This window comes from Treponema sp. (assembly GCF_051883275.1).
Classification (GTDB): Bacteria; Spirochaetota; Spirochaetia; order Treponematales; family Treponemataceae; genus Treponema_D.
The window spans coordinates 86217-107288 of the sequence record NZ_JBJETK010000074.1 but is presented as its reverse complement, the minus strand read 5'-3'; the positions used below and the strand labels follow the sequence as shown (position 1 = coordinate 107288).

The following is a 21072-nucleotide window of genomic DNA, read 5'->3' as shown; positions in this document are numbered from 1 at the left end:
GTATACTATCCCAAATCGAATAAGATAATTCAATAACATTAATATACGAGGAGAATGAACAAACGGATTTGCTCGCATCTAACGATGCTCACGTAAAAAAGAGTGAAGACCGTTAGGTCTGAACAAATCCGATTGTTAAACCCTATACAGGAGAATGAACAAATGGATTTGCTCGCATCTAACGATGCTCTCATAGAAAAAGTGAAGAGCGTTAGCTCTGAACAAATCCGATTGTCAAACCTTTATACAGGAAAAGAACAAACGGATTTGCTCGCATCTAACGATGCTCACGTGAAAAAAAGTGAAGACCGTTAGGTCTGAACAAATCCGATTGTTAAACCCTATACAGGAGAATGAACAAACGGATTTGCTCGCATCTAACGATGCTCACGTAAAAAAGAGTGAAGAGCGTTAGCTCTGAACAAATCCGATTGTCAAACCTTTATACAGGAGAAGAAAAAAGAACAAACAGATTTGCTCGCATCTAACGGTGCTCCCATAGATAACAGAAAAATTAAATCGTTTTAACCGATAAAAATAAATATGGAATATCAGTGTAGTAATTATGAAGAAAACTGAAAATATAAAAGTCAATTATTATTTTGATGAAGCCGGAGATCCAAATATTTTAGGAAGAAAAGGCGTTAATCTCATTGAAAAAGGTCAGGCTTCAAAAGTATTCATGGTGGGATATTTTGAGTCAAAGAATCCAAAGGAACTTTCTAAGGCTTTGGAAAACCTAAGGAAAGAAATTATCAATGATGATTATTACAAAGAAATTCCTTCAATAAAAAAAACTGCAAAGATGTTTCATGCAACAGATGATTGTCAGGAAGTTAGGGAAAAAGTATTCAGACTTTTAAAGAAATCAGATTTCACCTTTTATTGCATTGTTGCAAGAAAAAAAGAGGACTTATTCAGAAAAAAGTTTGACTTGCAGTCTGCTAAATTATATGAATATTTAGTTGCAAAATTACTTGAAAACAGATTGCATCTCTACAGTGAAATTGATTTATATTTTTCTGCTATGGGAAATACTGTAAGACAGAAAAATATGTCAGATGCTGTTCAAAAGTCAATTTCTAGGTTTGAAGAAAAATGGGGTCAAAAGAATAAAAGCAAAATAAGGACTTTTATCCAGCAAACTTCAGAAATAACACTGTTACAGTCTGCTGATTATATCTTATGGACTGTACAACGAGCATATCAGAACAATGATTTTAGGTATTACAATTATATAAAGGAAAAGATTAATTTAATTCATGATATTTTCGATTTTGATAAATATCCAAATAATTATTACACACCAAAAAATCCGTTGGAGGCAAAAAAAATAGACCCGATATAAGGCTAGGTTGCTTTCGCAACGCATGGCATGAAGCCCGCTTTCACCTTAAATGGATCTGATAGTAATATAGCATGTAATATTGAAAATGACAACAAAAATATTAGGAATATACAGGAGAAGAAAAAACAAACAGATTTGCTCGCATCTAACGGCGCTCACGTGAAAAAGAGTGAAGACCGTTAGGTCTGAACAAATCCGATTGTTAAAACTTTATACAGGAGAAAAACAAACGGATTTGCTCGCATCTAACGATGCTCACGTGAAAAAGAGTGAAGACCGTTAGGTCTGAACAAATCCGATTGTTAAACCCTATACAGGAGAACAAAACAAACGGATTTGCTCGCATCTAACGATGCTCACGTGAAAAAGAGTGAAGACCGTTAGGTCTGAACAAATCCGATTGTTAAAACTTTATACAGGAGAAAAACAAACGGATTTGCTCGCATCTAACGATGCTCACGTGAAAAAGAGTGAAGACCGTTAGGTCTGAACAAATCCGATTGTTAAAACTTTATACAGGAGAAAAACAAACGGATTTGCTCGCATCTAACGATGCTCACGTGAAAAAGAGTGAAGACCGTTAGGTCTGAACAAATCCGATTGTTAAAACTTTATACAGGAGAACAAAAATGAACAAACCGAAATTTGAAACACCGGATATGACACAGAAAAATATAGATAAGATTTCACAGTTGTTTCCAAACTGCATTACGGAAGCAAAAGATGAAAATGGAAAACTAAAGAAAGCTGTAAACTTTGAATTGTTGCAGCAGATGCTTAGTGATGAAATTGCAGATAAAGATGAAGCCTATGAATTTACTTGGGTTGGAAAGAACGCTGCTATTGTTGAAGCAAATAAACCAATTCGTAAAACTCTTAGACCTTGCAAGGAAGAATCTGTTGATTGGGATAAGACAGAGAATCTTTATATTGAAGGTGATAATCTTGAAGTCCTAAAACTTTTGCAGGAAAGCTATCTTGGAAAAGTGAAAATGATTTATATTGATCCACCGTATAATACGGGAAATGATTTTATCTATAGAGATGATTTTGCCGCAAGCAGTGAACAGTGGTCAGAAGAAAGCGGTCAGTATGATGAAGAAGGCAACCGTATGTTTAAGAACACTGATACAAATGGAAGATTTCATAGTGATTGGTGTTCAATGATTTATAGCAGGCTTTTGCTTGCAAGAAATCTGCTGAGTGATGACGGGGTTATTTTTATAAGTATTGATGATAATGAACAAGATAATTTAAAAAAAATCTGTGATGAAGTATTTGGATTATCAAATTATATAGGCATGTATATTATAAATTCATCTCCTAGTGCAATCGATTATGGACACATGGCAAAAATGCATGAATATTGTTTGATGTATTGTAAGAATATGAATCTATGTAAAACATATCAATTAAATGATTTAGAAAAAGAATTTAAATACACTGACAAGGACGGTGGATTTAATATTTATCCTTTATACAATGGAAATATTTCATTTAATCCAAGTAATCGACCAAACTTATATTATCCATTTTATGTAAATCCTAATAAAGAACTAGATAATGGCTTCCTTGAAATTGGGTTAGAAAAAAAAGATGGATGGGTAGAAGTTTATCCTGTCAAAACAGCAAAAGAAGGTTTATCTCATGTTTGGAGATGGGGAAAGGAATTAGCACAAAAAAACTTAAATGGAGAAATTGTTGGCTATCGTAATGAGAATAATGATTATCGAATAGTTCAGAAATCTAGATTAACAAAAAAAACTATTCGCTCCTTGTTGATGGATACGAAATATTCAAGTCGAAGAGGAACTCTTGAAGTTGAATCATTAATGGGAAGGAAAATGTTCTCATTCCCTAAGCCAACAGGATTATTAAAAGAATATATTGAAGTAGCTTCTATGGATGAACCAGATGCTATTATCCTCGACTTTTTTTCCGGCTCTGCCACAACCGCCCACGCAGTAATGCAACTCAACGCAGAAGATGGCGGAAACCGTAAGTTCATCATGGTTCAGCTGCCAGAAGTTTGTGATGAAAAATCAGAAGCCTGCAAAGCAGGTTACAAAAACATCTGTGAAATCGGCAAAGAACGCATCCGCCGTGCAGGTCAGCAGATTCTGAATACAATAAAATCCGCGAAGGATGTTAATCCTGAGCAAATCCGTTTGTTAAAAAATAAAGAACAAGCGGATTTGTTCACAGCTAACGCTGTTCACGAAGAAACTGAAAATGACAACATCACTAACGAAAACTCTGATAACTCCCAGCTGAAAACTGACAACTACAAACTCGACATCGGTTTCCGCGTTCTCAAAGTAGACGACAGCAATATGAAAGATGTTTACTATGCTGCTTCAGAATATGACCAGGGAAAACTTGAAGGATTAGAAAGTAACATCAAGGAAGACAGAAATGATTTAGACCTTCTTTTCGGCTGTCTTTTGGATTGGGGACTTCCGCTTTCATTACCATATACATCAGAAACTATTGGCAAATTTACAGTTCACACCTATAACAACGGAGATTTGGTAGCCTGCTTTAATGAAGACATATCAGAAGAAGTTGTAAAAGAAATTGCCCGCAAAAAGCCACTTCGTGCAGTATTCCGGGACAGTTCATTCAGCAACAGCGCAAGCAAAATCAACGTATTTGAAATTTTCAAAATGATTAGCCCTGAGACAAGCGTGAAGGTGATATAGGGAGAAATTTGATATGAAAATTCAATATGATGAAATGCAAAATATCGAATTTAAGGAAATCTGGCGTGACGAATATCTCAAGTGGATTTGCGGCTTTGCAAATGCACAGGGGGGCACGTTGTATATTGGCGTGAATGATAAAGCAGAAGTTGTGGGTCTTGAAAATGCAAAAACCTTACTCGAAGATATTCCTAACAAAGTCCGCGATATTCTTGGCATTATGGTTGACGTAAATCTATTGCAAGATGAAACAAAAGATTATCTTCAGATACAAGTTGAACCTTACAAAAATCCTGTAAGCTACAAGGGAGAATTTCATTATAGAAGTGGCAGCACTAAACAGGAGTTAAAAGGTAATGCACTCACAAATTTCCTGCTAAAAAAAATGGGGCTTACATGGGATGCCATTACCGAGCCTCGTTCAAAAATTGCAGACCTTGACCACGAAGCTTTTGAATTGTTCCGTAAAAAAGCACGGAAGGCTAAACGTCTTGATGAGGACGATATAAATCTAAGCGACACAGAACTTCTTGAAAAACTTCGTCTTATTGAAGACGACAAATTAAAACGCGGCGCAATTCTTTTATTCCACAAAGACCCTGAGCGTTATGTAACAGGGGCTTATATTAAAATTGGATATTTTAATAATGATGCGGATATTCTTTTTCAAGATGAAATACATGGAAATTTGTTTGAACAGATTGACAGGCTCATGGAACTCATTTTTTTCAAATACATGAAGGCCTTTATTCGCTACGAAGGCATTCAGCGCATTGAAGAATTCTGTATACCTAAAGCCGCTATGCGTGAAGCTCTTTTGAATGCAATAATACATAAAAACTATGGTGGCTGTGTTCCTATTCAAATTCGTGTTTACAAGAATAAAGTCGTTATTTGGAACGATGCAATGCTTCCAAACGGATGGACTGTAGCAAAATTCCTTCAAAAACATGGGAGCCGACCATATAACCCGGAAATTGCAAATGCTTTTTTCCGTGCTGGCGAGATTGAAAGCTGGGGACGTGGCATTGAAAAAATTTGCGCTGCTTTGAAAGTACAGAATCTGAATCCGCCTGAATATGAGCAGTTAGGGGATGCCATTTGCACTACATTCCATTTTGTAGAGCCAACCACAAGTGAGACTGACATTCCAGCAGGAAGCGGAGAAATTAGAGAATTCCCCAATAACAACCCGAAATCTGCCCCAAAAAGCGAAAAGTTGCCCAATAACTGCCCAATAACTGACATGGAAGTTGAAAGTTCACCAAAAAGTTCACCAAAAAGTTCATCAAAAAGTTCACCAAAAACACCTGAACGAATTTTAGAACTTATAACGGCAAATAATAAAATAACAACGCAAGAAATTGCATATACAATAGGCATCTCAAAGCGTGCTGTATTAAAAAATCTTGCTGCAATGAAGGACAAAGTTTTACATAGAGGTCCTTCAAACGGTGGCTATTGGGAGATTTTAGTAAAATGAAAATTCAATATAAAGACCAAACTTTCCAATCAGATGCAGCAAAAGCAGTTGTAGATGTTTTTAGCGGACAGCCTTATGCCTCAAACTCATACAGAATGGATGCCGGTAATGTAATGCATGGATTTGAATTTACAGGATGGAATAATAATCCCGTTGTTCAAGAATTAAATGACCGGAAGATTCTTGAGAAAATAAATGAAATTCAGCGTAAGAATCAGCTCAAGCCGGATGACCATTTATTCGGCAGATATAATCTTACCATTGAGATGGAAACTGGTGTCGGTAAAACTTTTACTTATATCAAAACAATGTATGAACTGAACAAGGCTTACGGCTGGTGCAAATTTATTATCGTTGTTCCTTCAATAGCAATTCGTGAAGGTGTTTATAAAACTTTCCAGACAACAGAAGATTATTTTACCCTGAACTATCAAAAGAAAATCCGTTATTTCATTTATAATTCAACTAGACTTACGGACATTGAACATTTTGCTTCAGATAGTTCTATTAATGTGATGATTATCAATAGTCAGGCATTCAATGCAACTGGAAAAGATGCGCGCCGTATTTATATGAAGCTGGATGAATTCCGCAGCCGCCGACCTATTGACGTTATCGCAAAAACAAATCCAATTCTTATTATTGATGAACCGCAGTCTGTGGAAGGTGAAAAAACACGCGAACGTCTTAAGGAATTCAATCCACTGATGACTTTGCGCTATTCTGCAACTCACCGTGAAAATTACAATATGATTTTTCGTTTGGATGCAATGGAAGCATATAACAAGCGGCTGGTAAAAAAGATTAGAGTTACAGGAATTATGCAGAACGGAACTTCTTCCACAGATAGCTATATTTATCTGGCAGGAATTAATCTTAGTTCTGGTAATCCAACGGCAACAATTGAGTTTAATTTTAATACAGCAACTGGTACTAAGAAAATTACCCGTACTGTGAATGAAGGATATAACCTTTATGATAACTCTAACGGCCGTGAAGAATATAAAAACAATTTTATAGTTACACGAATTGATGGCCGCGATAACTCACTTGAGTTTATGAATGGAATTAAGCTCTTTTCTGGTGAAGTTACTGGTAAAGAAAATGAAGATAATATACGCACTATTCAAATCAGAGAAACGATTAAAGCACATTTAGAACGCGAACGTCAGTTATTCTACAAAGGTATAAAAGTCCTTTCATTGTTTTTCATTGATGAAGTTGCGAATTACCAAGTTTATGGAAGTGCCAGCGAGTATAGCAATGGTAAGTATGCAGATATATTTGAGGAACAATATGCAGAGGTTGTGGAAGAAGCAAAAAAAGAATTAGCATTATATCCAGAATATCTAGCTTACCTTGATTCCATTGATGTGAAAAAGACTCATGCAGGGTATTTCAGCCAGGACAAAAAAGGTCATTTTACAGAATCAAAACTAAGCGACAGAAAAGAAAAAACTTCTGACGATGTTGATGCTTATGACCTTATCATGAAAGATAAGGAACTTCTCCTTGACAGAGACCCAAAAAAATCTCCAGTTCGGTTTATTTTTAGTCATTCTGCTTTACGCGAAGGCTGGGATAATCCGAATGTTTTCCAAATTTGTACCTTAAAACAAAGCGGTAGTGATATCCGTAAACGCCAGGAAGTTGGCCGAGGACTTCGTCTTTGTATCAATGAAAATGGTGAACGAATGGATGAAAGTGTTCTCGGTAATGATGTTCATAACATTAACTGTCTTACAATTATTGCCAGCGAAAGTTATGAAAATTTTGCAAAAGAACTCCAGACAGAATTGGCAGAAGCTATTGGTGACAGACCTGTAAAAGTAACAGCAGAATTGTTTAAAGATCGAGAAATTGTTGATAAAGACGGCAATAAAAAGGTTATTGATAAAGAACTTGCAGATGCAGTTTTCTATGACCTTGTTATAAATCAGTATATCGATAAAAAAGGTGTTCTTACAGAAAAATACTATGCTGACAAAGCTAATGGAACAGTAGAAGTTGCAGAAGAAGCAAAAGACTATGCAGATGCAATCATCAGTATTCTTGATTCTGTTTATAATCCTGTATTGCTTGCTCCAGAAGATACAAGAAAAAATAATGTTACACTTTCTTTAAATGACAAACAGGCTGCTTCAAAAGAATTTAAGGAATTATGGTCACGAATCAATCATAAAACTGTTTATGCTGTTGATTTTGATACAGATGAATTGATAAAGAAAGCTATTGCAGCTCTTGATACACACTTAAAAGTAGCAAAGGTTACTTATACAATTAAGACAGGAAGTATTGAAGAAATTCAGTCAAAAGCAAAACTTGCAGACGGCTCTTCTTTCGCTATGGAATCACATTCAACAGAAGATGCACAAATTAGCCTGAATAAGTCTGTGAAATATGATTTGATTGGAAAATTGGTTGAAGAAACCAGTCTTACAAGGAAAACAATCGTTGGAATTCTTAAAGGAATATTACCTTCTACTTTTAATCAATTTAAGGATAATCCTGAAGAATTCATTATAAAAGCAGGAAATCTGATAAACGAAGAAAAAGCTACTGCTGTTGTACAACATATCACTTACAATGTTCTTGATGAAACTTATGATATGAAAGAAATCTTTGCAGATGCTCAAATCAAAGGCAAGCTTAATATTAATGCAATCAAGACAAAAAAACACTTGTATGATCATGTAGTATATGATTCATCGAATGAAAAAGATTTTGCCGTTGACCTTGATACCAGTGAAGAAGTTGCAGTTTATGTAAAACTTCCAAACAGTTTCTTTATTCCGACACCGATGGGACATTACAATCCTGACTGGGCGATTGCTTTCTATGAAGGTAAAGTTAAACATATTTATTTTATTGCAGAAACAAAAGGTTCTATGTCAACATTGCAACTACGTGGTATTGAAGGTGCAAAAATTCAATGTGCACGAAAGCATTTTGAAGCCTTGAACTCTGATAATATCAAATATGATGTTGTTGATGGCTATAAGAGTTTGATGGAAATAGTGATGAAATAGGATTATTTCAAGTATCAAGAAAACTGCAAAAGATTAATCGGAGGCAATTTTGATTCAAAATATTACAATTCGTGTACCATGGTCTGATAATGGGTGGTGTGAAAAAGTCTGTAATCACCCTTGCACAAATACTGATTGTCTACGCTTAAAAAATATTCATGAAAATAAAAATGAGCTTGAAGAAGAGAAAATTGCAGGCAAGTCATTAAGAAGGAATATAAAAACAAGTTCCTTGCTATCCACATTTACTTCTTTGTCTGGAGATAATAGTGAAAAAAAATAAATTGATTGATGTGTATAAGTTTAAGATAAATAAAAAATAAGGAGGAAAAAAGGAACATGACCGAATATAATTTTTACTGCGATGAAAGCTGTCATCTTGAACATGATAATAGCAATGTAATGGTTTTAGGTGCAGTTTGGTGTCCAAAAGAAAAAATGCACGAAATAAATGAGCGGATTAAGCAAATAAAGGTTCGCAATAATGTTCCTGTAAATGCTGAATTAAAATGGACAAAAGTTGCTCCTGTAAAACGACTGGTTTATGAAGATTTAGTTCAATATTTCTTTGATGAAAAGGATTTACATTTTAGGGGACTTTTAATTCCAAATAAAGACCTTTTAAAACACGAGGAGTTCAATCAAACACATGATGACTGGTATTATAAAATGTACTTTAGCATGTTAAAAGCTATGCTTTTACCTACAGAAAAGTATAATATTTTTATTGATATTAAAGATACCCATTCAGCTCAGAAAGCACAAAAGTTGCAGGAAGTTATACGTAATTCTATCTATGATTTTTCTAAGAATATAGTAAAACAGGTTAAACCAATTCGTTCTGAAGAAGTTCAGATTATGCAAATTACGGATATTTTGATTGGAGCTTTCTGTTATAAAAATAGAAAATTCCCTGAAGGTGAAAAACGAAGCCAAACAAAAATTGATTTGATAAAACTTATTCAGCAGCGTTCAAATTATTCTCTTGAAAAATCTACATTGTTGCGTGAAGATAAATTTAATCTTTTTATATGGAAGGCACATGAGAATGGAACAAAATAATTGCTGGCTTCCATCTTTGAATCCGTATGATTTTGATACGGATTATAAACAATACGAGGCTTCTCTATATAAAAAATATCGCGACGATTTTATTAATTCGCATCCACTTTTTGATGGTAAAATTGTAAAAGTAAGGTTTTTACCAATTATTGACGGATACGAAGAATCATTTATTCATTTTACTTGCAAGAATTACGAAAATGTAAAAGACCGTGAGCCAGATTTTAAAAGATGTGAAAGGCTACATTGGATTCGAAAAGTCATTGAAAACTATTTATGTAAGAATTCATGTTCAAATTCAGATTGTGACGGAATAAAAATCTGGGAAGAACCATGGAAGATGTATTCACGAGTTCATTTTTTATTTGAAGAAGAACGTTATCTGGTAATTATTGAAAAACGTGCGGACTATAATCTTTTGATTACTGCTTATTATCTTGAATATGACAATGCCTTGAAAAAGCAGTTAAAACACTATAACCAGTTTAAAAAAGCAAAAGACGCTTCGGTAACCGGAACGTCTTCAGAAACTCCTTCTACAACTGGTAGATGAGATACTTAAAATATATCACTTTTTGATCAAAAGTCAATATGGAGATATGTTAAAATGGGTATATCGACAGTAGAAAGGATGATACTTGAAAAAAATGCTTTAAAGATGCCGGCTGGGAGCTTGATTCTAATACTTCTGTTGATTATCACTACTGTCCAAGATAATTTCATAAGCCTAGTTCCGGTTGTAAATAATTGACGAGAGGAGTTTTTTCAGAAAGAATCCGCATCACTCGTATCATGTCAGTCGATTTCAACTTGGCGCAGGATTTCGAGGGTGACGTTTGTGCCTGTTTCGATTTTTGGGTTTATGCTTGAAAGTTCGGCAGTGAGAATCTGGCTTTCTGTCTGTTCTGTCTGAATTTTGTATTCAACGCGGCTTCCCAGAAATGACGAAGAAATTATTTTTCCAGACAGAAGTTTCTTGTTTTTGTGTTCTTCGGAATTCAAAGTTTCGGGAATGAGCGTAAGCCAGTCGGGGCGTACTAAAAAAGTTTTTCCGTCCTGCAGGATGAAATTTGCAGCGCCTGAAAATTCTGCGGCAAAGCGGTTTTTCGGTTTAAAGTATAAATTTTCCGGCGTGTCGTATTGAACGATTTTTCCGTTGTTCATCACGGCAATTTTGTCAGAAAGCGAAAACGCTTCTTCTCTGTCATGAGTTACGTACACAGTCGTAATTTTTAACCTCTGCTGAATTTCTTTAAGTTCCTCGCGGACTTTGAGGCGCAGGTTTGTATCAAGCGAAGAAAGCGGTTCGTCCATTAAAAGAATTTTCGGCTGTAAAACAAGTGCGCGACCGAGTGCAACGCGCTGCTGCTGACCGCCTGAGAGTTCAGAGGGAAAGCGGTTCATTAAAGATTCGATGTCGAGGTTTCTGGCAGTCGTTTTTACAATCTGTTCGTTCTGCGCTTTCTGTTCTTTTGACGGCCTTGTTAAGTTCAGCCCGTAAAAAAGATTTTGCTCAACCGTGAGATGAGGGAAAAGCGCATAGTCTTGAAAAACCATTCCGACCTTTCGCCTGTTCGGAAGAATTCCGTTTTGAATTTCGCCGTTGATTTTTATAAAGCCGTCCTGCACATTCAGAAAACCGGAAATGAGCCGAAGGACTGTAGTTTTTCCGCAGCCGCTTGAACCGAGCAAAGTCGTAAAACTTCCCTCGTCAACAGACAGGTTAAAATCGTCAATAACGGACGTTTTTTTATAAGCGAATTTTACGTTCTCTAATTTTAATAATTCCATAACCCATTCCCAAAATTAAAAATGTAATCATCGTAAGAATAAAAGCAAGCGCGCACGATTTTCCCCAGTCGCCCTGCTCTGCAAGATTTACGATGTTTATCGAAGTCAGCGGCGTGTTGAACGAAACAAGAAAAATGACGGCGCTCAAAGTTCCGACACCGCGGATAAAATCATAAATAAAGCCCGAGAAAATTCCGTTTGAAGCAATCGGCGCAATCACGGAAAAAAGAGTGCGCATCTGGTTTGCACCGAGCGAGCGCGAACTGTCGTCAAGCGACAGACTGATTTGCGCATAGGACTGCGAGATGATTCTGTAGCTGAACGGCAAAAACGCCACAGTCATCGCAATGACAATCAGCACAGGCGCGGCGTGAAAATTCAAAATGTTTGAAGCGATGCTGATTGCAAGACCAAGAAGGCTTCCCGGAATACTCGAAGGAATTTGCGAAAAAATGTCGATTATGTTTTTAAAACGCGAGTCCGTCCTGTGAACGATGTACGAAGAAACTGCCGCAAACGACGTGCTCAAGACTGCCGCAATCAATGCAAACAAAACAGAATTTACAAGACCTTTTGAATAATGACGTACGGCAAAAAAATGTTCCAGAGTAAAACTCGTGTTCACGCCCCAGAGTTTTTGAAAACTTCCGACGATGATTGCAATAAACTGCGCCGCCACACAAAGCGAAATAAAAATTACAAACGCAGTCATCAAAAAAGACGACGCGCGCCCGAAATATTTTTTTGAGTCAAAATCAATTCCAAACGCCAGCGAATTTTTACCGCCGATACTTGAAATTTTCGGCATAAAATTTTTTAGCATTTTATTCTGAATTACAAACAAAATCACAGACGGAATTATAAGCACGATTCCAAGCACCGCGCTTGTTCCCACATTAAGCCAGCCCGTAAGTTGAGTATAAATTTCAACTGCAAGAACGCGAAACCGTCCTGCAACGATAAGCGGATTTCCAAAGTCGCTCAAAACGTTTACGGCGACAAACAAAAACGACGAAAGAATGCCCGGCGCGCTCAATGGCAGGGTAATCGTAAAAAAGATTTTCAAGTTCCCTGCGCCCATACTCCTTGCCGCCTGTTCAAGATTCGGATTAATCGCAAGGAGCGACTGCATGCAGATTAGATAAGCCATTGGAAAAAAACACAAACTCTGCGCAATCAAAAGTCCCCAGAAACCGTAAAGCGAAACATTCAGTCCGAGAAGATGGTGCGTAACAAAACCCTGCCGTCCCAAAAGCAGAATGAACGAAAGCCCTCCGACAAACGGCGGCGTCATCAAATGAATGAGCGGAACAAACGAAAAAAACTTTTTAAAAGGTATGTTTCCCTTTACGACGGCGTACGCAAAAACATAGCCGATTAAAACAGAAACTGACGAAGAAGCAAGGCATTCAAAAAAAGTATTTTTAAGCGCCTGATGAAAATTTGCAGAAGAAAAAACTTTTGTAAAATCTGAAACGCGGACAGAAATTAAAACGCAGAAAAGAGGAAAAATTATGCAGACAGTTAAAAAAAGAAAAACAACAGACCGGGCTGCAAACAGAGATCTGCTGTTTTTGTTTAAATCAAATTTTTTCAAATTACCTGACTTCTTTGCTCCACTTTTCAAGGACTTGTTCTTTTTGCGAAGCGGCAAGTTTCGTGTCATAATCAATCAAATCAATTTCGCTCAGCGGGATTGAACCTTTTGCAGCCTTTGCTTCCGGGTTGACAGGAACGGTAAAATCAATCGAACTCATCAATTCCTGCGCTTCCGTCGAAAGCATAAAGTCAACAAACTTTTTTGCCGCATCAAGATTTTTTGTATTTTTCATAATCGAAATGCAGTCGACATCGCCCACAGATTTTGGCGGAGCGGCAAGCTGAATGTCAAAACCTTCCGAAGCATATTTTGCAAGCGCATGAAGATAAGAAACTCCAAGCGCATATTCGCCTGTGCCAATCAGTTTTGCAGGCGCACTTCCTGAATCAGGAAACTGACCTACAAGCGGAGCAAGCGTCAAAAGATAATTCCAGCCGTCGTCCCAGCCAAGCCGCTGTAACTGATTCTGGACAAAAAGATATGCCGTAGAAGATGCGACAGGATTTGTCAAAACGATTTCGCCTTTGAAAAGCGGATTTGCAAGATCTTCCCAAGTTTTAGGATACGGCGTACCCGGAAATTTCTGTTCAAAGCGTTTCGCGTTTATTCCGATTCCAAGAGTGAGAACGCAAAAACCTGTCCAGGTTCCGTTTTTTGATTTTGCATATTCAGGAATATTTTTTGCAAGCGGCGAAACGTAATTTTCAAGCGCGCCTGCTTCATCTGCAAGAATGTGATAGCTTGTAGCACCGCCAAGCAGAACGTCTGCCTGCGGATTGTCCTTTTCTGAAATCACGCGGTTTACAAGTTCGCCTGTAGTAGCACGCAGATACGTAACGGGGATTCCTGTTTTCTGCGTAAAAAGCTCAGTGAGCGCGCGCGTTTCTTCCTCGTGGATAATCGAATAAATGCGCAGTTCAGATTTTTTCTGACATGACGCAAACAAAGTACAAAATGCAGCAACGGCAAAAACAAAAATATGACGGCACTTTTTCATAATCATTCCTTGTAAATTTTTTGTAAAATTTATCTGATACTTAAAAATACATAAAAACGAACTGTTTTTATATAACCAGATTTAAAAAATTTTTCAATGCCACATAAAAATTCCGCAGGAATTCTGCACAAACATTATTTACATTATTTCAATTTATAGCACGTGCTTCTTCCGCCGGCTTTCTGAGAATATCCAAATGCCAAGCCAGTGTCATTACAAAGAACTAAGGCAAACAATCTGTTTTTTTCATATTTATTTTTTTAGCACAAATATTATGTGCTTTTTTACGGAGTTCAAATGCGCTCAACACACAGAATTTCTATGCCCCCTGAACAAGCAGATGTCTTCTATAAATTCGATTGCGCCACATTTGACAATAAAGAATGTGTGGAAAAAAATCCTGTCTTGAAAAAAATCTATTTTCCTTATACACTGAGTAAAATTACTTACTGTGTTAAGTAAAAATACCCAATATACTGACTAAATTACCTTTACAGAAATAGAAGACTACAGGAGAACAAAAATGGAACGAACTTTATTTGTATCGGAACTTACAAAAAGAATATCAGAAAACAGAAAATTCATTCAGGTTGTCGCAGGACCAAGGCAAGTCGGAAAAACAACCATAATCAGCCATTTCCTCAAAAATTATAAATACAGTTATATAAGTGAAAGCGCAGATGCAGTAACAGTTTCAGTAAATGTTTTTATAGAACAAATCTGGAACAACGCCCGAATGATGATAAAAAACGGAGAAACCGAAGTTTTAATTGTAATTGATGAAGTGCAGAAACTTTCAAACTGGAGCGAAAACGTAAAAAAATTCTGGGACGAAGACTCAAAAAACGGAACAAACATAAAAGTAATTTTGAGCGGTTCATCACGGCTTTTGATAGAAAAAGGACTTACAGAATCTCTGCAAGGGCGGTTTGAATTAATACATATTCCGCACTGGACATTTTCTGAAATGCAAGAAGCGTTCGGTTTTACTCTGGATGAATATATTTATTTTGGTGGCTACCCCGGAAGCGCGGAATTGATCAAAGATGAAAAACGCTGGAAAAATTACATTAAAGATTCAATCATCGAAACAAGCATTTCAAAAGACATAATTATGCTTACCTCTATTGCAAAGCCAGCACTTTTACGGCAGCTGTTTGATTTGGGAACAGTCTATTCGTCACAAATTCTGCCTTTTAACAAAATGCTCGGAACTTTGACGGATGCCGGGAACACAGTAACGATTGCGCATTATCTTGAGCTGCTTGACCAGTGCGGACTTTTAGGCGGAATTCAAAAATATTCCGGCAGTGAACAGCGCACCCGTTCTTCAAGCCCCAAACTACAGGTTTACAACAACGCTCTTTTTTCAGCAGTCAAAAAACACACTTTCAGCGAAGCAAAAAACACGCCTGATTTATGGGGAAGATTTACAGAATCATGTGCAGGCTGTCATCTTATAAACAATTCAGTCATAAACGGCTATAAACTGAATTACTGGCGCGACGGAAACGATGAAGTGGATTTTGTCATTTCCGACGGCAGCAGAACTGCGGCTATAGAAGTAAAAAGCGGCGCACGATTCGCAAACAAAGGAATGGAACTCTTCAAGAAAAAATATCCTGAAGCAAAAATCTATGTTGTGTCCAGCAAAGATTTTCCCTCCGCATCAGGAATAGACCTTGAAACATTCCTGAATATCGCTCCAGAAGAACTGCTGTAATAAAAACTTTCCGTTATTGTTAGACTAAGTGAATTGTCTAAAAAAAATAGAAAAGCCGCACCTGAAAATACCGCGCCCAAAATACCCTTCTTTTCTCTTGCGTCCAAATGTGATAGAATAAAAAAAATGAACGAAATCGAAATCAAAGCCCGCGTTTACAATAAAAGCGCATTAGTTGAAACTCTGAAAACCTTCGCCGAATTCAAGGGGGAAGTTGAAAAAACAGACGTCTACTACGAAAGTCCGCTGAACCCCGTAAAAATACGCATCAGAAAAGAAAAGCGCACTGACGGCACAACCTGCATAGTCACCTACAAGCGCAAGGAGCGCAAAGCCGCAAGCGGAACTTTCAGCACAGAGCTGAACGAAGAGCTTGAAGCCGAACTTTCATGCGCAGAGCCGCTCGAGCAGTTTTTTCAGGATGCAGGATTCAAAGTCGCGCTAAAAAAACAAAAGCAGACCATGGCATGGCAGCACACGGTTTCTTCCCAGGGAGAATCCTTCTGCGCAAATCTTGAAATCTGCACTGTGCCTCCGCTCGGAACTTTTCTGGAAATCGAAATTATTTCGCCTTCAAAAAAAGAAGAGGACGTAGAAAAAATTCAGGGCATTTTATTTGAGCTTCTTGAAAAATGCGGAATCGAAAAAAGCTGCATAGAACAAAGATACTATTCAGAGCTTCTTCAGGAGGAAGCTGTAAAGCATAAATAGGCGCTGTCTTTTTCAGTCCGCGTTGCGGATTCGGGGAGCGCAGATTAATTCTTGACTTATCGGAGAAAAAAAATGTTTGAAAGTGCACGCTACAGCACGCAGGCCCGCGTTCAGCTGAAAGGCAGAATGAAAGTTCCTGCCGCTTCATTTATGCTGACTCTGGCCGCCACAGTGCTTGCCGCGCGGAATTTAACTGACGACTCAGGTCTGGTGCGATTTCTGGCTGCGGTTTTTACAATCAGTGTTTTTATATTTTCGTTTCTGCGGATTTTTATTCACATTCACAACGAAAACAGAAAGGCGGATTTTTCGGTCTTTGTGAACAGCTTCAATTTTTTTATAAAGGCATTTGCGGCCGGACTGTATTTTCTTCTGTGGGTTGTGCTCTGGTCAATGCTTTTCTTTTTTCCCGGAATAATAAAAGCCGTTTCCTACTCGCAGATGTTTTTTGTTCTGGCGGAAAATCCAAGGATTTCTGTCTGCAAGGCAATGAATATAAGCAAGATTCTCATGCGCGGACACAAGGCGGACATTTTTATGATGGCACTGAAATTTGTTCCATGGGAAATTCTTTCGGTGTTCACTTTTTTTATTATTCAGATATGGATCAAGCCGTACGAGCTGATGTCTTTTACAAACGCATATTACGCGCTCAAGGAAGAGGCTTTCAGAACCGGCGTGCTGACTCCGGCGGACTTTGAAGCATAGCTTTGCCGCAGACAGTATCAACAAATAAAAATTGCGCAGTGCAGGAATAATTTTCCGGGCACTAAGCATAAAAATAAAGGATGACATTATGAAATTCAGATTTAAGGCACAAAAGTATTCAAAGAAAGGTTTGGCAGTTTTTCTATGCGCAATTCTAGCGGCACTGTTTCTTGGAGCAAAAGCCCCCCGGCGCGCGGCAGCTTCCCCCTCTGTTTTTTCAGCGGAAAACAAGCTCAAAAGCCGTCTGCTTGGAAAAGCCACAGTGGAAAATTCATTCCCTAAAAATGAATACATCGCCAGACTCTTTATAAAAGGCGTAATAGCTGAAGCAAACGATTCGTACAACCAGAAATGGATTTTGTCCACAATAAAGAGCCTTGAAGAGGACAAAAACAACAAGGGAATCATACTTGTGATAAATTCACCGGGCGGCGGCGTTTACCAGTCTGACGAAGTTTATCTTGCGCTCCAGGCATACAAAGCAGCAACAGGCCGTCCTGTATACGCATACTTTTCCGCTCTTGCAGCCAGCGGCGGCTACTATGTGGGATGCGCGGCCGACTACATAATGGCGAACAGGAACACGCTCACAGGGAGCATCGGCGTTATTGCCGGCCAGTTCACGGACTTGACCGGGCTGATGCAGAAATGGGGAATCAAATCCACAACAATCCATGCCGGACGCAACAAGCTCATGGGAAATTTCAACGAGCCGATGACACAGGAGCAGCACGACATAATGCAGGCTATCGCGGACGAATGTTACGAGCAGTTTACAGACATTGTGGCGCAAAGCCGCGGACTGACAAAAAATGAAGTGTACAAGCTCGCGGACGGAAGGATTTATACTGCGGCACAGGCAAAGGAAGCCTCGCTCATAAACGAAATAGGCTCCATTGACGATGTTGCCGAAGCAATGAGCCGCGCTGAATTTGATTTTGCAAAATATGAAACGGCTGATTTTGCATACGAAAAAGAAGACAGCCTTTACAACATAATAATGGGAAGTATCAGTGAGCTAAAAAGAACTGAATCAGGAATTCCAAAATCTGTAATGGAAGTTCTGGAGCCGCAGGTTGAATTTCCTGCCTACTACTACATGCGCTAAGAAGATTCCTGCAAAACAGCGGCTTCTATCTGTTTCAGTGTGAAGCCTTTTCTGATAAGGGCGGCTTTTATTTTTTCAGCATTGCTTTCAAAAAGCCGCTGTTTTTTATAAGCGCGGCGGCATATATCAAATTCATCCCTGTCTGAAAAAAACTCATCGAGCGCCCTTTTGGAAATTCCGCTTTCAATTCCGCGTGAAGCAAGCTCGGCGGCAAGCCTTATTCTTCCTTCCGTGTGGTCTATTGCGCGGTTTCTAAGCCAGGCGCCGGCAAAACGCTCATCGCTGAGATATCCGCAGCCTTCAAGATAGTCAAGGGCCTTATTAACCGCGGATTTTTCAATTCCCTTGGCATGGAGTTTGCGCTCAAGCCCAAAGCGGCACTGTTCAGCCCTCGAAAGATACGACATTGCAGCGGTTTCCGCGGCATAGGCAAGAGCGGCTTCAAGCAAATCAGCAGCCTCTTCATCCGAAAATTCCGCGCCGTCACAAAGCACGGAGGCATCCAGAAGAGAAAGATAATCTGTGCGCAAAAAAAATGCAGACCCCTCAGCAGGTGTGATTTCGCACACCCCTGGAAAAGTCTGCTGTATCTGACGTATAACCAATTTTAGCGCTTGCTGAACTGGAATCTGCGGCGTGCACCACGCTGGCCATACTTCTTGCGCTCAACCATACGAGAGTCGCGTGTAAGATAGCCGTTTGCCTTGAGCGAAGGACGTGCATCAGGATCAACCTGAGTCAAAGCACGTGAAACACCATGCAGACATGCCGCAGCCTGTCCGTTAAGACCGCCGCCGCAAACATTTATAAGAATATCATACTTGTTTACATTTGATGTAACCAAAAGAGGCTGAACAACAAGGCGAGCCTGTGATTCAGTTGCAAAATATTCTCTTATATCTTTTCCGTTAACAACAATTTTTCCAGATCCCTCGCGCAAAAAAACACGGGCTGTTGCTGTCTTTCTTCTTCCTGTGCCAATAGCTAAATTCTTAATCACGATATGCTCCTATTAAACTTCAAGTGGTTTTGGATTCTGAGCAGCATGCGGATGCTCTGGACCTTCGTAAATCTTGAGATTTCCAATGATCTTGCGTCCAAGGCGACCATGAGGCAACATTCCCCAAATAGTTCTCTTCAAAGGCTCTGTAGGATGCTTTGCAATAAGAGTATTAAATGAATAAGAACGGAGACCGCGAACAAAACCTGTATAATGGCGATAAAGCATATTGTCAGCTTTTTTTCCTGAAACCTGAATTTTTTCAGCGTTTACAATGACAACAAAATCACCGCAAATAGAGTTCGGTGTAAAAGAAGGCTTGTGCTTTCCACGAAGAACAGAAGCAGCCTTTGCAGCCACACGTCCCAAAGTTTTTCCAGATGCATCAATGACATACCAATCATTTTTTACATCTTCATTCTTAGCAAAATAAGTTTTCATGTATATACCTTTCTAAAAAAACATTTCGTTATCCGCTTTGCATCTAGCCTCAAACGTTTGCAGGCAATGAGCTGTTGCCAACAATATATACGGGGTAATGTATAATACCATGTTCCGCAGTCTTTAGTCAATAAATTAAATGAAATCAAGAAGATAAAAAGTATATTTTTAAATGAAAGGGCTGCCCGCAAATCCAGCGCACTGGTCATTGAAGCCCGTTAAAACAAGCATTTTCCCAAGGTTCTAAGCCAGATCCTAAAACTGAAATTTCCAGAGGCGGCTTTAAAAACATCCCAGCCCGCGCATAACGGCGAGCCGGAAAAAGTTCTATTTTTTTTCTGCCAGTTTTGCCTGCATTTCTTCTTTTTTTGCTTCCCTCTTGTCCTTTATATCAGCAAATCCTATAAAAACTGAAATAAGTCCGCAGAAAGCAGCAAAACACGGAGCAAATCCCCTCAGGAATGAAAGAATGTCACCAGTCCAGTTCAGGGAAAGGCAGGAAAAAACACAGAAACAGATAAGAAGAATACCTATAAACAATGAAACCATAAAAACTCCCGTTAAAAGCCGATAAAAAACCGCAGCTGAAGCCGCAGAAAATTCCCGGCTTGAGTTTTTAAGCGTTCCTGCAACAAATTGAAGAAACGCATTGTGTTAAAAAGCTTGCAACGCAAACTCAAGTTCATTGCGAGCCTCCAAAAAGCTAAAAGCCTTCAGAAGCTCCCGACAAAACAAACACCGCTCCTGCACAGAACAGAAGCGGCATTTTCAGCTAGTAGTTTTCAGCCTTTACTTCAAAGTAGCTCTGCGGATGATTGCATACAGGGCAAACCTCAGGAGCTTTTTTTCCTACGCAGATATGTCCGCAGTTTGAGCACTGCCAGATAACATCTCCGTCCTTGCTGAAAACACATTCCTTTGTAACATTGTCCAAAAGCTTGCGGTAACGCTCTTCGTGTGTTTTCTCTATTGCGCCGACAGCCTCGAACTTCTGCGCGATTTCAACAAAGCCTTCTTCACGGGCAGTCTTGGCAAAACCGGCATACATATCTGTCCACTCGTAGTTTTCACCGGCGGCAGCGTCCTTCAAATTTTCGGCGGTGTCCTTTATTCCTCCGTTAAGAAGCTTGAACCAAATCTTGGCATGCTCCTTTTCATTTTCTGCTGTTTCCTCAAAGATTTTCGCAATCTGAACAAAGCCGTCCTTGCGCGCCTTGCTTGCATAATAAGTGTACTTGTTTCTAGCCTGAGATTCTCCTGAAAATGCTGTCATGAGATTCTTTTCAGTCTGAGATCCTTTTAATTCCATGTATTACCTCCAGTGTTTTCGTAAGCCAAATACGATATAAAAAAGTATAATCTATTTTTA

20 protein-coding genes are annotated in these 21072 nt (G+C 38.7%); 12 read left to right on the top strand and 8 right to left on the bottom strand.

Annotated features, from left to right (window positions below):
- The first annotated feature begins 162 nt into the window (after positions 1-162).
- The 8 genes from ACI4L0_RS11585 to ACI4L0_RS11550 all read left to right on the top strand — a co-directional run bounded on the left by ACI4L0_RS11585 (position 163) and on the right by ACI4L0_RS11550 (position 10177).
- Positions 163-315 (top strand): hypothetical protein, encoded by a 153-nt coding sequence (locus ACI4L0_RS11585; protein ID WP_439800333.1) that lies wholly within the window; start codon positions 163-165, stop codon positions 313-315.
- A gap of 250 nt (positions 316-565) precedes the next feature.
- Positions 566-1348: a DUF3800 domain-containing protein gene (locus ACI4L0_RS11580; RefSeq protein WP_439800332.1), complete on the top strand. Its 783-nt coding sequence runs from the start codon at positions 566-568 to the stop codon at positions 1346-1348.
- 629 nt (positions 1349-1977) lie between these two features.
- Positions 1978-4050 (top strand): site-specific DNA-methyltransferase, encoded by a 2073-nt coding sequence (locus ACI4L0_RS11575; RefSeq protein ID WP_439800331.1) that lies wholly within the window; start codon positions 1978-1980, stop codon positions 4048-4050.
- 13 nt (positions 4051-4063) lie between these two features.
- Positions 4064-5533, top strand: coding sequence for an RNA-binding domain-containing protein (locus tag ACI4L0_RS11570; RefSeq protein ID WP_439800330.1), 1470 nt, complete (start codon positions 4064-4066; stop codon positions 5531-5533).
- On the top strand, positions 5530-8562 hold the full coding sequence (locus ACI4L0_RS11565; RefSeq protein ID WP_439800329.1) for a type III restriction-modification system endonuclease: 3033 nt from the start codon (positions 5530-5532) through the stop codon (positions 8560-8562). The genes ACI4L0_RS11570 and ACI4L0_RS11565 overlap by 4 nt, the downstream gene beginning before the upstream one ends.
- Before the next feature lie 49 nt (positions 8563-8611).
- On the top strand, positions 8612-8845 hold the full coding sequence (locus tag ACI4L0_RS11560) for a hypothetical protein (protein WP_439800328.1): 234 nt from the start codon (positions 8612-8614) through the stop codon (positions 8843-8845).
- Positions 8846-8901: 56 nt separating this feature from the next.
- A complete protein-coding gene (locus ACI4L0_RS11555; protein WP_439800327.1) occupies positions 8902-9624 on the top strand; it encodes a DUF3800 domain-containing protein in 723 nt (240 codons plus the stop codon).
- Positions 9611-10177 (top strand): hypothetical protein, encoded by a 567-nt coding sequence (locus ACI4L0_RS11550; protein WP_439800326.1) that lies wholly within the window; start codon positions 9611-9613, stop codon positions 10175-10177. The genes ACI4L0_RS11555 and ACI4L0_RS11550 overlap by 14 nt, the downstream gene beginning before the upstream one ends.
- A gap of 242 nt (positions 10178-10419) precedes the next feature.
- Here ACI4L0_RS11550 and ACI4L0_RS11545 read toward each other — a convergent pair whose 3' ends face one another.
- Genes ACI4L0_RS11545 through ACI4L0_RS11535 form a run of 3 tightly spaced genes read right to left on the bottom strand, consistent with a single transcriptional unit; the run spans position 10420 to position 14012 of the window.
- On the bottom strand, positions 10420-11415 hold the full coding sequence (locus ACI4L0_RS11545) for an ABC transporter ATP-binding protein (protein WP_439800325.1): 996 nt from the start codon (positions 11413-11415) through the stop codon (positions 10420-10422).
- Entirely contained in the window at positions 11375-13012 is a 1638-nt protein-coding gene (locus ACI4L0_RS11540; RefSeq protein ID WP_439800324.1) for an ABC transporter permease, read from the bottom strand. Before ACI4L0_RS11540 ends, ACI4L0_RS11545 begins: the two co-directional genes overlap by 41 nt.
- A 1-nt stretch (position 13013) precedes the next feature.
- On the bottom strand, positions 13014-14012 hold the full coding sequence (locus tag ACI4L0_RS11535; protein ID WP_439800323.1) for an ABC transporter substrate-binding protein: 999 nt from the start codon (positions 14010-14012) through the stop codon (positions 13014-13016).
- Between the two features lie 523 nt (positions 14013-14535).
- On the opposite strand from ACI4L0_RS11535, the gene ACI4L0_RS11530 reads away from it, so the two are divergent.
- The 4 genes from ACI4L0_RS11530 (at position 14536) to sppA (ending at position 18262) form a co-directional block, all read left to right on the top strand.
- Positions 14536-15735, top strand: a complete 1200-nt coding sequence (locus ACI4L0_RS11530) for an ATP-binding protein (RefSeq protein WP_439800322.1) — start codon at positions 14536-14538, stop codon at positions 15733-15735.
- A 126-nt stretch (positions 15736-15861) separates the two neighbouring features.
- Entirely contained in the window at positions 15862-16446 is a 585-nt protein-coding gene (gene cyaB / locus ACI4L0_RS11525; RefSeq protein ID WP_439800321.1) for a class IV adenylate cyclase, read from the top strand.
- Between the two features lie 72 nt (positions 16447-16518).
- Positions 16519-17154, top strand: a complete 636-nt coding sequence (locus ACI4L0_RS11520; RefSeq protein ID WP_439800320.1) for a DUF975 family protein — start codon at positions 16519-16521, stop codon at positions 17152-17154.
- 88 nt (positions 17155-17242) lie between these two features.
- A complete protein-coding gene (gene sppA, locus ACI4L0_RS11515; protein ID WP_439800319.1) occupies positions 17243-18262 on the top strand; it encodes a signal peptide peptidase SppA in 1020 nt (339 codons plus the stop codon).
- On the opposite strand, the gene ACI4L0_RS11510 is transcribed toward sppA, so the two are convergent.
- The 5 genes from ACI4L0_RS11510 to rbr form a co-directional block, all read right to left on the bottom strand.
- Entirely contained in the window at positions 18259-18792 is a 534-nt protein-coding gene (locus ACI4L0_RS11510) for a regulatory protein RecX (protein ID WP_439800318.1), read from the bottom strand. The genes sppA and ACI4L0_RS11510 overlap by 4 nt on opposite strands.
- Before the next feature lie 77 nt (positions 18793-18869).
- A complete protein-coding gene (gene rpsI / locus ACI4L0_RS11505; protein ID WP_439800317.1) occupies positions 18870-19262 on the bottom strand; it encodes a 30S ribosomal protein S9 in 393 nt (130 codons plus the stop codon).
- Between the two features lie 12 nt (positions 19263-19274).
- The gene (gene rplM, locus ACI4L0_RS11500; RefSeq protein ID WP_439800316.1) at positions 19275-19703 is read right to left on the bottom strand and encodes a 50S ribosomal protein L13; all 429 of its coding nucleotides are present in this window, start codon (positions 19701-19703) and stop codon (positions 19275-19277) included.
- A gap of 327 nt (positions 19704-20030) precedes the next feature.
- Positions 20031-20252 (bottom strand): hypothetical protein, encoded by a 222-nt coding sequence (locus tag ACI4L0_RS11495; protein ID WP_439800315.1) that lies wholly within the window; start codon positions 20250-20252, stop codon positions 20031-20033.
- Between the two features lie 223 nt (positions 20253-20475).
- Positions 20476-21012, bottom strand: coding sequence for a rubrerythrin (gene rbr / locus ACI4L0_RS11490; protein WP_439800314.1), 537 nt, complete (start codon positions 21010-21012; stop codon positions 20476-20478).
- Positions 21013-21072: the final 60 nt, after the last annotated feature.